This window comes from Nocardiopsis sp. NPDC049922 (assembly GCF_040660275.1).
Lineage (GTDB): Bacteria > Actinomycetota > Actinomycetes > Streptosporangiales > Streptosporangiaceae > Nocardiopsis.
Window position 1 is genome coordinate 91,823 of sequence record NZ_JBFAME010000016.1, and the last position, 13,238, is coordinate 105,060.

Genomic DNA, 13,238 nt, shown 5'->3' on the forward strand with positions numbered 1-13,238 from the left:
ATCGTGGGGCGCGCTACTGGTCGGTATCCCCAGGTCATCGCTGTCATCCGATGAATGCGAAGTTTGTCGAAGAGTGGCCATTAATGAGTTCTTTGTCATCATTTGTCACGATTCAGATACATGATGCAGAACTGGACGGTATGCGCCTGACGGGCGAGTAGGTTGGTCGCTGTGTAACAGCCCGGGCGGTATCGCTCCGGGAGTGTCCAACTCCACACGGAGTGCGGACGCACCCGAGCGGCCGTGTCCGGCGCGACGGAGGCACCCCCTTCGTCGCCGCCGGTCCCGCCCACGCCAGCCAGTGTCGAGATCCGACCGGCCCCACCGTGAGGACCCCCCGAGGTTCGACCCCAGGTCTCACGCGCGGGTGTCAGTCACCGCTCGGCCAGAAGCGTATGAGTGGAGAGAGTGGTGTCCCGATGAGCGCGCCCTCGCAAGCCCCCGAGTCGGCGGACCAGCCGACCGAAGCGGACGCCGCCAAGGAGTCCGGGGCCGGTCACGGCGGAGCGGACAACCGCTCCCTCCGGCAGATCGCGTGGCAGCGGCTGCGGCGCGACAAGGTCGCGATGGTCTCCGGCGCGATCGTCGTCCTGCTCATCCTCGCCGCGATCCTGGCGCCGCTGCTGACGAAGTGGTTCGGTTACCCGCCCACCGAGTACCACCAGGACCTCATCGACCCCTCCACCCGGCTCCCCTACAAGGACCCGGAGAACCCCTACGACTCCGGCGGCTTCGCGGTCACCGACCCGTGGGGCGGCATCAGCGCGGACCACTGGCTCGGCGTCGAACCCACCACGGGCCGCGACATGCTCAGCCGTCTGCTCTACGGCGCGCAGATCTCCCTGCTCGTCGCCTTCCTGTCCACCCTGGTGTGCGTCGCGATCGGCACCGTCCTCGGCATCATCGCGGGGTACAAGGGCGGCTGGATCGACACCGTGATCAGCCGCGCCATGGACATCTTCCTGGCCTTCCCGCTGATGCTCTTCGCGATCGCCCTCGTCGGCGTCATCCCGGACGGCTTCCTCGGCCTGACCGGCAACGGGCTCAGCATCGGCGTCATCGTCTTCATCATCGGGTTCTTCAACTGGCCCTACATCGCCCGCATCGTCCGCGGCCAGACGCTCTCCCTGCGCGAGCGCGAGTTCGTCGAGGCCGCCCGCAGCCTGGGCGCCGGGAACCGGCACATCCTGGTCAAGGAGATCCTGCCCAACCTGGTCACGCCGATCCTCGTCTACTCGACGCTGCTGATCCCCACGAACATCCTGTTCGAGGCGGCGCTGAGCTTCCTGGGCGTGGGCATCAACCCGCCCACCCCCAGCTGGGGCAAGATGCTCTCCGAGGCGATCCCGTTCTACCAGAGCGGCCCCTACTTCATCGTCTTCCCCGGCCTGGCCATCTTCATCACCGTCCTCGCGTTCAACCTGTTCGGTGACGGTCTCCGCGACGCTTTCGACCCCAAGACCTCGGACTGATCCGTGTCCGAGCGAGGCGAGGCGTTCGCCCCTCCCCGCTCGGACGCGGTTCGACCCGCGGGCCAACCCATCCCCTTTCAGGTTCGGTAGAGAGGTAGTTCCTTGAGGAAACGCACCCTCGGCTTCGTCGCGCTCGGCGCGGCGGCGTCCATCTTCCTGTCCGCGTGCGGCGGCGGCGACAGCTCCGGCGGCGACGCCGCCGGCGCCGGCTTCAACGCCGCCGAGAACGAGATCGTCAACCCGTCCGACGCCACCGGCGGCACCCTGCGCTACGCGATCCAGGCGGACTTCGACTCGGTCGACCCGGGCAACACCTACTACGGCTTCAGCTGGAACTTCTCGCGCTACTTCGCGCGCACCCTGCTGGCCTACAACCCGGAGCCGGGCGAGAACGCCACCGACCTGGTCCCCGACATGGCCGCGGGCATGCCCGAGCCGAACGAGGACTTCACCGAGTGGACGGTGCAGATCCAGGAGGGCCTCCGGTACGAGGACGGCACCGAGATCACCGCCCAGGACATCAAGTACGGCATCATCCGCGGTGACTTCAACGGCGGCACCCTGGTCAACGGCCCGAGCTACTTCTCCCAGAAGCTCGACGCCGACGAGGACTTCAACGTCTACGAGTCCTCCGACCCGCTCGGCGAGTTCGACGCCATCGAGACCCCGGACGACCACACCCTGGTCTTCCGCCTCAAGGAGAGCTTCTCCGAGTTCCCGAACCTGCTGATCCTGCCGCAGACCGCTCCGGTCCCGGTGGACTCGGACACGGGTGAGCTCTACCAGCAGCGCGTCGTCTCCTCGGGCCCGTACAAGTTCGACGGGGACTACGAGCCCGGCGTCCAGCTCAACCTGGTGCGCAACGAGGAGTGGGACGCCGCGACCGACACGATCCGCGCGGCCCTGCCGGACCGCGTCGAGGTCGAGATCGGCGTCAACCAGGACGAGATCGACGAGCGCCTGGTCAACGGTGACCTCGACGTCGACCTGTCCGGCGTCGGTGTGGGTCCGGCCATGCACAGCCGCCTGGCCGGGGACGAGTCCGCCCGCCCGAACATCGACAACCTGTACTCGGGCGCCACGCGCTACGTGAACATCCACCTCCCGGTGATCGAGGACGTGGCCTGCCGCCAGGCGATCATGTACGCGGCCAACCGCGACAGCATGCACCGCGCCTGGGGCGGCGAGCTGGGCGGCGACATCGCCACCAACCTGATCCCGCCGCAGATCCCGGGTTCCAACCCGGAGAGCGACCTGTACCCCTCCGAGGACAACACGGGCGACCTCGACGCCGCCCGCGAGAAGCTGGAGGAGTGCGGCGAGGCGGACGGCTTCGAGACCGTCATCGCCGTCCGCGAGGGCCGCGAGAACGACGTCCAGACCGCCCAGGCCCTCCAGGAGGCCCTGAGCCGCGTCGGCATCGACGTCGAGGTCGAGACCTACCCGGCCGGTGACTTCTACGGCCAGTACGCCGGTTCCCAGGACTTCGTCCGCGAGAACAACATCGGCCTGAGCGTCTCCGGCTGGATCCCCGACTGGCCCACCGGCTACGGGTTCGCCCAGCCGATCACCGACGGCCGCGCCATCACCGAGACCGGTAACTACAACATGGCCGAGCTCGACGACCCCGAGATCAACGAGCTGTGGGACCAGGCGGTCCAGACCGAGGACCCGGAGGAGCGCGCCGCGATCTACGAGCAGGTCGACACGCTCGTCATGGAGCAGGCCGCCATCATGCCCGTGGTCTTCGACCGCGCGATGTTCTACCGCTCCACCGAGCTGACCAACGTCTACTTCCAGCCCGGCTACGCCATGTACGACTTCATGGCCCTGGGTGTGGACCGCGGTTAGTCACCACCCGCCACGTTCCGAACTACCACGACAAGGCAGGTGAAGGCGGCGGGGCCCCGCGGCCCCGCGGGTGTCCCCGCCGCCGACCGCGATGCTGACCTACATTCTCCGCCGACTCGGTGCGGGCCTGTTGCTGCTCGCCATCGTCACGATGGTCACCTTCTGGATCTTCTTCGTCCTGCCCAAGTGGGCGGGCGTGACGCCGGAGGGCATGGCCGCCATGTACGTGGGCAAGGCGCCCACCCCTGAGGCCCTGGCGGCCACGGTCGAACGGCTCGGGCTGGACCAGCCGATCGCCGTCCAGTTCTACGACTTCATCCGGACCCTGCTCTTCGGCACCGAGTACACCTTCGGCCGGCAGACGGTGGAGTGCGCGGCGCCGTGCCTGGGCTACTCGTTCACGACCAACACCCCGGTCCTCGGGCAGATCATCGACCGTCTGCCGGTCACGATGTCCCTGGCCGCGGGCGCGGCCGTCATGTGGGTCGTCGGCGGAGTGGCCGTGGGCGTGCTCTCGGCCGTCAAGAAGGGCAGCGTCTTCGACCGGATCGCCATGTCGCTGGCCCTGGTCGGCGTCTCGCTGCCGATCTACTTCACCGGTCTGCTCTCGCTGTCGTTCCTGGTGCACAGCTGGAACCTCTTCCCGGTTCCCCGCTACGTGCCCCTGACCGAGGACCCCGTCGCCTGGGTGCAGGTGATGTTCCTCCCCTGGGTGACGCTGGCGTTCCTGCACGCCGCCCAGTACGCGCGCCAGACCCGCGCGGGCATGCTGGAGACCCTCGGCGAGGACTACATCCGCACCGCCCGCGCCAAGGGCCTGAGCGAGCGCCGCGTCATCTTCAAGCACGCGCTGCGGCCCACGCTGACCCCGATCGTCACCATCTTCGGCCTCGACCTGGGCCTGGTGCTCGGCGGCGCCATCCTGACCGAGACGACGTTCTCGCTCAACGGCATCGGCAAGTACGCGATCGACGCCATCATCGCCAAGGACCTCCCCGTGATCCTCGGCGTCACCCTGATGGGCGCGTTCTTCATCGTCCTCTGCAACCTGATCGTCGACCTGCTGTACCCCGTCGTCGACCCGCGGGTGCGGATCGCGAAGTAGTACGCCCGGCGTTGTACCTGACCAACTAACGAAGGAATCTGACATGGCCTCGACCGAGCCCGTCGTCCGGGTGGACGACCTGCGGGTGACGTTCCCGACGATGGACGGTGACGTTCACGCGGTGAACGGGTTGTCCTTCGAGGTGCCGCGTGGTGGCGCGTTGGGGATCGTGGGCGAGTCGGGCTCGGGCAAGAGCGTGACCTCGCTGGCGTTGATGGGGTTGCACCGGGGGAGCCGGGCGCGGATCTCGGGTGCGATCGAGGTGGCGGGCCAGGACGTGGTCGCGGCCTCGGACCGGCAGTTGCGGCGGATGCGCGGCAACGACATCGCGATGGTGTTCCAGGACCCGATGCAGTCGCTGCATCCGCAGTACACGATCGGCAACCAGCTGGTCGAGGCGTACCGGGTGCACCACCCCAAGGCGTCCAGGGCGCAGGCCAGGGCCAGGGCGATCGAGTCGCTGGAGCGGGTGGGCATCCCGGACCCGTCCCGGCGGGTGAACTCCTACCCGCACGAGTTCTCGGGGGGTATGCGTCAGCGCGTGGTGATCGCGATGGGGTTGATGTGCGACCCCAGGGTGTTGTTGGCCGACGAGCCGACCACCGCGTTGGACGTGACGGTGCAGGCCCAGGTGTTGGACCTGTTGGACGAGTTGCGCCGTGATCTGGACATGGGGTTGATCCTGGTCTCGCATGACCTGGCGGTGGTGGCCGGGTCGGTGGACCAGGTGGTGGTGATGCGCCATGGTGTGGCGGTGGAGCGGGGTGATGTGCGCACGGTGCTGTCGGCGCCCGAGCACCCGTACACGCAGGCTTTGTTGGCGGCGGTGCCGCGGGTGGAGGTCTCACGGGCCCAGCGCCGCGCCCAGGACCGCGCCGAACGCGAACAGCGCCAGGGCGCCGAGCACGAGCAGGGCCGGGGCGCCGTCACCCAGACGACGGACGTCGAGCCCTCCACGCCCGCCACCGCCTCCTCCGACGACACCCCGCTGCTGCGGGTGGAGGATGTGGCGCAGTGTTTCAAGGTGCGTGGTGGTCTGTGGGGTCGGGCGTCGGATTTCTGGGCGGTCAAGGGGGTCTCCTTCGATCTGTACCGGGGGGAGACGCTGGGGATCGTGGGTGAGTCGGGGTCGGGTAAGTCGACCCTGTCGCGGATGGTGATGCGGTTGCTGGAGCCGACCCGGGGCCGGGTGGAGTTCGAGGGCCGCGACATCACGCACATGTCCGAGCGGGAGTTGCGTCCGTTGCGGCGGGATGTGCAGATGGTGTTCCAGAACCCGTACTCGTCGTTGAACCCGCGGGTGACGGTGGGGGACGCGATCGGCACGGCGCTGCGGGTGCAGGGGGAGAGGGACACCGGGAAGATTCGTGCGCGGGTGCGGGAGTTGTTGGAGCGGGTGGGGCTCTCGCCCGATCATTACAACCGGTTCCCGCACGCGTTCTCGGGTGGTCAGCGGCAGCGGATCGCGATCGCGCGGGCGTTGATTCTCAAGCCGAAGTTGATCATCTGTGACGAGCCGGTGTCGGCGTTGGACGTGTCGACGCAGGATCAGGTGCTGAAGTTGTTGTCGGAGTTGCAGGACGACTTCGGGTTGACGTATATCTTCGTGGCGCATGATCTGGCGGTGGTGCGGCAGGTCTCGGACCGGGTGGCGGTGATGCGTCAGGGCGAGGTCGTGGAGATGGGTGACAGTGACGGTGTGTATGAGTCGCCGTCCTCGGAGTACACGCGTCAGTTGCTCGCGGCGGCGCCGGTGTTGGATCCGGACGAGGCCCGACGCCACCGCGCCGAGCGCGTCGAACGGCGCACGGCGGAGCAGCCCGCCTAGGGAGACGCCGATTCCGCACCGACGCCGGTGGTGACGTGGACTCCACGTCACCACCGGCGTCGGTCATGTTCGGGACCGGTCACCGATCCGCCGGGCTCCTCGCTCTCACCGCCGGTCCGCGGACAGCAGCCGCTCGGCGGCCTCCTCGATCATCTCCTCGCTCAACAGCACCTGGTGGGCGGCCGGGCCCAGGGGGACGAAACTGTCCCCGCTGTTCACCCTCCCCAACGCGCCGTCGAAACCGGCGTCGACGAGTTCGGCGAGCACCGCCTCGGCCACGCCCCCGGTGCGGCGGGTCTCGTCGACGACCAGCACACGGCCCGTGGCCTCGGCCTCCCTGCGCAGGTCGGCGGCGGGCAGCGGGGCCAGCCAGCGCAGGTCCAGCACCCGGGCGTGGATTCCGCGCCCGGCCAGGCGGCGTGCCGCGCGCAGGCACATGGGCACCCCGTTCGCGAAGGTGACCAGGGTCAGGTCGGCCCCGTCGCCGTGGGTGCGGGCCCGGCCGAGTCCGACGTGCCGCGCGTCCCAGGCGTCCGGCGGAGGATAGGGCGCCAGCCATCCGCCGTCGCCGGGCTCGTGCAGGTCGCGCGTGTGGTACAGCGCGATCGGTTCGAGGAAGACACAGACCCGGCCGTCCTCGCGCGCCGCCGCCACACAGGTGCGGAGCATGTGGGCGGCGTCGTCGGCCCGCGCGGGCGAGGCGATCACGACGCCCGGGATGTCCCGCAGCGCGGCCACCGAGTTGTCGTTGTGGAAGTGCCCGCCGAAGCCCTTCTGGTACGCGTAGCCCGCGATGCGCACGACCATCGGGTTGCGGTACTGGCCCCGGGAGAAGAAGGACAGCGTGGCGGCCTCGCCGCGGATCTGGTCCTCGGCGTTGTGCACGTAGGCGAGGTACTGGATCTCGGGGATCGGCACGAAGCCCGCGAGCCCCGCCCCCAGGGCGGCGCCGAGGACGCTCTGCTCGTCGAGCAGCGTGTCGAAGACGCGGCGCGCCCCGAAACGTTTGCGCAGCCCCTTGGTCACGCCGTACACGCCGCCCTTGCGGCTCACGTCCTCGCCGAACACCAGGACGTCGCGGTCGCGGCACAGCAGGTCGGCGAGGGTGCCGTTGACGGCCTGGGCGAGGGTCATCGGCCCCTCGTCCTCGGGCGGCGCTCCCCTGAACGCCCGCCGCCGGTCCGCCTCGGGCGCGGTGCGCGCGGCGTCGGCGCGCACCTCCCGGGGGCGGTGCGGCGCGAGCGGCGCGGCGACCTCGGCCGCCGACCGGAGCCTGGGCCGGGAACACGCCTTCTCGGCGAGCTCGGCGACCTCGTCGCGGATGCGGTCGTAGCGGTCGATGACCTGCCGCGGGGTGAGCACGCCGGAGGAGACGAGGCGGCGCGCGGTGCCCACGAGCGGGTCGCGCTCCAGGCCCGCCGCGATCTCGGTCCGGCTCCGGTAGGCGGTCTCCACGTCGGACCCGGCGTGCCCCATCAGCCGGACGGTCCGCAGACGCAGGAACGCGGGCGCCCGGTTCTGGCGCACCCACCGCGCGGCGTGCGTGGCCGCCGACAGCGCGTCCAGCGGGTCGCCTCCGTCCGCGGAGAAGTACCGCAGGCCCGGCCGGTGGCCGTAGGCGCTGTCGATCCACTCCGTGGGGGTGCGCACGCTGATCCCGATGCCGTTGTCCTCGCAGACGAACAGGATGGGCATGGGGATGCCCTGGTGGGCCGAGTGCAGGGCGGCGTTGATCGCGCCCACCGCCGTGGAGTGGTTGGCCGAGGCGTCGCCGAAGCTGCACACCACCACGGCGTCGGTCGGCCAGTCGGTCGCCACTTCGAGTCGCGCCGCGCGTTCGATGGCGAACGCCAGGCCCACCGCCCGCGGCAGGTGTGAGGCGATGGTCGACGTCTGGGGGATCACGGCGGCGGGTTTGCTGCCGAACACCTTGTGCCGACCGCCGCTGATCGGTTCCTCCGCGGCGGCGACGACGCCGAGCAGGACGTCCCACAGCGGCTGCTGGCCGGGGAGTTGGCCGCCGCGGTACAGGAAGAAGGCGCCGGAGCGGTAGTGCAGGAGCGCGGGGTCGCTGGGGCGCAGCGCGGCGGCGACCGCGGCGTTGCCCTCGTGTCCCGAGGATCCGATGCTGTAGAAACCCTGCTTCCTGGCTCCCAGTTCGCGGGCGGCGAAGTCGAGCTGCCGACTGCCCGCCTGGGCGGTGAAGATCCGCAGGAGGTCGTCGCCGGTGACCGGGCTGTCGGGTGTGATCGGCGCCGCCGTCGGGCGCGGCTCGGCCGGGGGCAGGGCGGTGACGGTGTCCCGGAAGTGCCGGTCGACGGCGGCGGGGCCGCCTGTGTCGCTCATCGGGTGGAGTCCTCCGTGTCGATCGAGGGTCACGCCGCAGCGGTCGGCGTGTGTGTTCGTCCACGATGGTTCCCACCGCCCCGTGTGCCAAGACCCCCCGGCGTGATCGTGGTTCGGCTCCGTGAACTGTTCTGTACCACCTCCGACGGCACAGCGCGGATCGACCCCGCGGCACGTTCGAGATGTGCCCCCATGGTCGAGAGCGACGACCGTCCGGCTCACGGGGGTACCGGGAGGCGATCCCGACGCACCACAGCCTCATCGAAATCGGCGCGCGACACCGGGGCGGGTGTTTAGGCGGACACGCTGGTCGATCGCATACTGATCAGGATTCCGCCGGGCGGTCGAAGCAGTCGAGGGTGTCGGGTGCAAGGGGAATCGCGATCCGAGGGAGGTCACATGACCACTCGCCCACGCGCCGTTGCTTTCGACGTGCTCGAAACCCTGGTGAATCTGGCTCCGCTCCGCGCGCGGCTGGAGGAGATCGGCCAGCCGGCTCAGCTGTTGGAGCCGTGGTTCATGCGTGTGCAGCGCGACTCGATGGCGCTGACCCTCGCCGGGGATTTCGGGTCGTTCGAGTCGGTGGCACGGCAGGCGTTGCGCACCGACACCGGACACACCGCCACCGAGGACGACATCGACTACGTTCTGGAGGGGTTCCGACAACTGCCCGCACACCCCGATGCCGAACCGGCACTGCGTCGGCTGTCCGAAGCCGGACTGCGGGTCGGCTGCCTGACCGTCGGCGGCGCGGAGAATACGGCGCTCTGTCTGGAACGAGCGGGCCTGGCACGCCACGTGGACCAGGTGACCACCGCGGAGAGGGCCGGTACCTGGAAACCCGCGCCGTCCATCTACCGCGTGGCAGCCAGCGAACTTGGAACCTCACCGGGCCACATGGCGCTGGTCGCCGTGCACGCCTGGGACTGCCATGGAGCCAAACGAGCCGGCTGCCTCGCCGGTTGGTGTGAGCGATTGGAAGGCCGTTACGGCGACGTCTTCACGGCACCTGACGTGAGCGGCACCGATCTTGTCCAGGTCGCCGAACGCCTGCTGCAGCTGTCCTCCAACTGAGTCCTACTCAACGTGTTCCGCTCCGGGCGTGACGGAGTTCTTGGTGTTTCGGTAACCCTCCTGATTCGGGCGCTGACCCGGTGGAACGCGCCCCGGCCCGGAGGCTCGCTCGCGATTCTCACCCTGGTGGGGGTGATGGTCCGGTTCCTGCCCTTGGCGACGCTGTCGACGGACACGACTCCCCACACGTACTGGCTGAACGGCGCTCTGCCGTCAGCGCTGCTCGTCTCGGGGTGCGCGGCGGTCGTGTTGGCCACGACACGGGGACGCCGTCCGTGGCACGCGGTGGCGCTGGCCCTCGCGGTGGTACTGGCGCTGACGGGCGCCGTGCGCTCGGTGAATCCGCGCGACCAGTCATGGGCCGTGAGTATGAACGAGGCAGGCTACGCGGGCTACCCCCACGACATCGCCGTGATCGACGACACCGAGACCTGGCGGCCGATCGAGGCGGAGGAGACCCGAATCGAGGCCGAGTTCACCGTCGTCTACTACGGACCGCGCGGACTGCACCTGGTCCTGACGAGTGCGCCGAGGACGTCCTTCCTCGGCGGTGGGCCCGACCCCCTGAGGTGGGGGTGCAACGACCTCGACGGGCTCTGCGCGGAGGTGGCGGACGGCGAGTACGTGGTTCCGCTGACGGGGGCGGCGACCCACGCCCGGGGTTCATTCCCGATGGACCGGGTTCGAACGGAGGTGACGCCCGACCTGTTCGTGGAGGTCGCCTTGGCGCGGGATAGCGACATCGTTCCCGAACCGGAGGAACTCGTCGAGCAGGTGAACGCCCTGGGGGTGCGGGCCGCCGAGCCGGAGGACCTGACGGAGATCGCCCGGGGAGTGGTCGAATGGAACCAGCCCGAACCCTGGTTCGATTGACCAGCGCCAGACGGGCCCCTCCGGGATTCGCACTCGCGGGCGTCGAGGGGGAGTCAGGTCCCGATGATTCCGCCGTCCTCGCGCCGCACCACCACGACGGCCGAGCGGGGCCGACCGTCGCGGTCGCGGCCCGGCCAGTTGCTCACCGCCGCGGGGTCGGCCGCCGTCGGGTCGCCCAGCGGCGACCCCGACCACCCCGGCCCCATCACGGTCACGAACAGGCTCCGCTGGTCGGGCGCGGTGCTGACCCCGGAGATCCCGCTGCCGCGCGGCCCGGTGAGGAACCTGCGGATCCGCCCGGACTCGGGGTCCGCGCAGAGCAGGGCGCTGTTGCCCAGGGCGGCGCGCTGGTCGTCGGTGCCCAGGCGCGCGACGTCGGTCGTGATCCACAGCCGCCCGTCGCCGCCGGTGTGCACGCCGGAGGGCGCGGCGAACGCGGCCCGGTCGGCGTCGTCGGCGGTCGGTCGGGCGAACTCGCGCCAGCTCATCACGGTGGCCCCGGCGTCGCCCGCCCCCTCGGCCCAGGTCAGGATCCGACCGCCGCCGTCCGCGCGGGCCTCCGGCACGTACACGTCACCCGTCTCCGGGTGCACGGTCGGCCGCCCGGGCGAACGGAGCTGACCCGCGCCCACGGCGAGAGCCGCCTCGCGCGCCCTCAGGAGCACGTCGGCCTGGTCGTGGAATCCCTCGGTGAGCCCGTCACGGCCGTGTTCGAGCCGGAGCCACCGGCCGGTGCCGTCCCTGTCGAAGCGGGCGACGTAGAGCGTCCCCTCGTCCAGCGGGCTGGTGGTCGCGGTGCGCACCTCCCGCCACGGGCGCTCGCCCACGAACTTGTACACGCGCGCGTCATCGGTCATGTAGACCACCGCGCGGCCGCGTGACTCGGTGACCGCGGCGCCGTTGAGCGCGAGCCGTCCCAGGGCGGTGCGCTTGACCGGGGGCGTGACCGGGTCCCAGGGGGAGATCTCCACCGTCCACCCGAAGCGGTAGTGCTCGTCCGGCGACGCGGCCAGGTCGAACCGGGGCTCGTGCCGGTGCCAGCCGTAGGGGGACCCGTCGGCGGCCAGTCCGTAGCAGCGGTGGATGCGGGAGGGGCGCCAGCCCCGGTCCTCGGTGCCGAAGGCGTCGGCGAGGGTGCTCTCACCGGTCAGGTAGGTCCCCCAGGGGGTGACCGCGTGCGCGGCCCCGCCGAGGATCCCGCGGGCCCCGGCGCCGCCCTCCAGGGTGTCGTGCCCGTGCAGGGGACCGGAGTAGGTGACGTGCGAGGACGGGGTGACGCGCCGGTTGACGTCCGCTCCCACGACCCGCCAGCGGCCGTTGGAGAACCGGACGCGCAGCACCGTCGCGCCCAGGGAGACCATCTCCTTGGCGGTGCGCTCGGGGGTGGTGGCGCGACCGCCGTCGGCGTGCAGCAGCACCGGGTCGGCGGCGGCGTGGTTGATCACGAGCAGCCCGCTGCGGGCGCCGTCGCCGCTGGGGTTGACGGGGAAGTAGTGCAGCCCGGAGTGCCCGGTTCCGACCTGGAGCCTCGCCTCGGCGGAGGAGTTGGAGGCGTCCGATCGCCACTTCGGGCCGAACGAGTGCAGCGGCGCGCCCCAGGGGGCGATGACCTGCGCGGTGTAGCCGCGCGGGACGGTGACCCGGTCGGTGCGGGCGATGGGCACGGGGGTGAAGGTCACGCGGGCGCCGCCCTCCGGCGCCGCGTGGGCCGGGGAGAACGGGATCCCGGCCAGTGTGGCGGCGGCGAATGCGCCCAGCCCGGCACCGGCGCGCAGGGCGGTCCTGCGGCTGGGGTGCGCGTGGTCGTTCGTGTGGTGAGCCATGGCCCTCTCCTCGTCCCGGAGCGCCATCACTGCGACCCCGAACCCTACTTTCCGTGATGAGACAAGCACATTCGGCGTCGAATCACGCGCACGTCGTGTCCGATCTGCGTGTCGTACGAAGCAGGAATGAAAACGGTTATCATTGTGTTCCAACGACGGGCCCCGAAGGAGGCATCCATGGCACGCAACGACGTCCGACCCATCGTCAAGCTCCGGTCGACCGCCGGGACCGGCTACACCTACGTCACCCGCAAGAACCGCCGCAACACCCCGGACCGCCTGGTCCTGCGCAAGTTCGACCCGCGCGTCCGCCGACACGTCGAGTTCCGCGAGGAACGCTGACCCCACCGCCAGGAGGCGACATGAAACCCGGAATCCACCCCGACTACCACCCCGTGGTCTTCCGCGACCGCGCGGCCGACTTCGCGTTCCTCACCCGGTCGACCGCCGTCAGCGAGAAGACGATCGAGTGGACCGACGGGCGGACCTACCCGCTCATCGACGTCGAGATCTCCAGCGCGAGCCACCCGTTCTACACCGGCACCGCCCGGGTGGTGGACACCGCCGGACGCGTGGAGCGCTTCAACCGCCGCTACCAGCGCTGACCGCACGGGCGGGGGCACGGCCCCCGCACCGCACCCCACAGGAAGGACCGTCCGATGGCCGTACCCAAGCGGAAGACGTCCCGTTCCAACACCCGCACGCGCCGCGCGCAGTGGAAGGCCGCCAGGCCCGAGCTGGTCCCCGTGACCATCGGCGGCCGTGACCACCTCGTCCCCCGCCACCTCGTGCGGGCCTACCGCCGCGGCCTGCTGCCCGCTCCGGGCTAGGGGAGTCCGGCCTCCCCGGCGGGGGCGGCCGGTCCG

Annotated in this window: 11 protein-coding genes; 9 read left to right on the forward strand and 2 right to left on the reverse strand. The window is 70.5% G+C overall.

What is annotated here, in order from left to right:
* Nucleotides 1-419: 419 nt before the first annotated feature.
* The 4 genes from AB0I72_RS24095 (at nucleotide 420) to AB0I72_RS24110 (ending at nucleotide 6,256) form a co-directional block, all read left to right on the forward strand.
* Nucleotides 420-1,472, forward strand: a complete 1,053-nt coding sequence (locus AB0I72_RS24095; RefSeq protein WP_358572453.1) for an ABC transporter permease — start codon at nucleotides 420-422, stop codon at nucleotides 1,470-1,472.
* A gap of 102 nt (nucleotides 1,473-1,574) precedes the next feature.
* On the forward strand, nucleotides 1,575-3,323 hold the full coding sequence (locus AB0I72_RS24100) for an ABC transporter substrate-binding protein (protein WP_358572455.1): 1,749 nt from the start codon (nucleotides 1,575-1,577) through the stop codon (nucleotides 3,321-3,323).
* 91 nt (nucleotides 3,324-3,414) lie between these two features.
* A complete protein-coding gene (locus tag AB0I72_RS24105) occupies nucleotides 3,415-4,428 on the forward strand; it encodes an ABC transporter permease (protein ID WP_358572457.1) in 1,014 nt (337 codons plus the stop codon).
* 43 nt (nucleotides 4,429-4,471) lie between these two features.
* A complete protein-coding gene (locus AB0I72_RS24110) occupies nucleotides 4,472-6,256 on the forward strand; it encodes an ABC transporter ATP-binding protein (RefSeq protein ID WP_358572459.1) in 1,785 nt (594 codons plus the stop codon).
* Nucleotides 6,257-6,361: 105 nt separating this feature from the next.
* Here AB0I72_RS24110 and AB0I72_RS24115 read toward each other — a convergent pair whose 3' ends face one another.
* Nucleotides 6,362-8,602 carry a thiamine pyrophosphate-dependent enzyme gene (locus AB0I72_RS24115; protein WP_358572461.1) on the reverse strand — a complete coding sequence of 747 codons (2,241 nt, stop codon included), beginning with the start codon at nucleotides 8,600-8,602 and terminating at the stop codon, nucleotides 6,362-6,364.
* Nucleotides 8,603-9,001: 399 nt separating this feature from the next.
* Between AB0I72_RS24115 and AB0I72_RS24120 the strand changes: the two genes are divergently transcribed.
* Nucleotides 9,002-9,676 carry a haloacid dehalogenase type II gene (locus tag AB0I72_RS24120; RefSeq protein WP_358572463.1) on the forward strand — a complete coding sequence of 225 codons (675 nt, stop codon included), beginning with the start codon at nucleotides 9,002-9,004 and terminating at the stop codon, nucleotides 9,674-9,676.
* A 126-nt stretch (nucleotides 9,677-9,802) separates the two neighbouring features.
* Nucleotides 9,803-10,549: a hypothetical protein gene (locus AB0I72_RS24125; RefSeq protein ID WP_358572465.1), complete on the forward strand. Its 747-nt coding sequence runs from the start codon at nucleotides 9,803-9,805 to the stop codon at nucleotides 10,547-10,549.
* Between the two features lie 53 nt (nucleotides 10,550-10,602).
* Here the strand turns inward: AB0I72_RS24125 and AB0I72_RS24130 are convergent, their stop codons facing one another.
* Nucleotides 10,603-12,372, reverse strand: coding sequence for an alkaline phosphatase PhoX (locus AB0I72_RS24130; protein WP_358572467.1), 1,770 nt, complete (start codon nucleotides 12,370-12,372; stop codon nucleotides 10,603-10,605).
* 177 nt (nucleotides 12,373-12,549) lie between these two features.
* On the opposite strand from AB0I72_RS24130, the gene rpmG reads away from it, so the two are divergent.
* The 3 genes from rpmG to rpmF are packed head-to-tail and all read left to right on the forward strand — an operon-like array spanning nucleotide 12,550 to nucleotide 13,202.
* The gene (gene rpmG, locus AB0I72_RS24135; RefSeq protein WP_358572468.1) at nucleotides 12,550-12,714 is read left to right on the forward strand and encodes a 50S ribosomal protein L33; all 165 of its coding nucleotides are present in this window, start codon (nucleotides 12,550-12,552) and stop codon (nucleotides 12,712-12,714) included.
* 20 nt (nucleotides 12,715-12,734) lie between these two features.
* The gene (locus tag AB0I72_RS24140; protein ID WP_358572470.1) at nucleotides 12,735-12,977 is read left to right on the forward strand and encodes a type B 50S ribosomal protein L31; all 243 of its coding nucleotides are present in this window, start codon (nucleotides 12,735-12,737) and stop codon (nucleotides 12,975-12,977) included.
* 54 nt (nucleotides 12,978-13,031) lie between these two features.
* A complete protein-coding gene (gene rpmF / locus AB0I72_RS24145) occupies nucleotides 13,032-13,202 on the forward strand; it encodes a 50S ribosomal protein L32 (protein WP_358572472.1) in 171 nt (56 codons plus the stop codon).
* The last annotated feature ends 36 nt before the right edge of the window (nucleotides 13,203-13,238 follow it).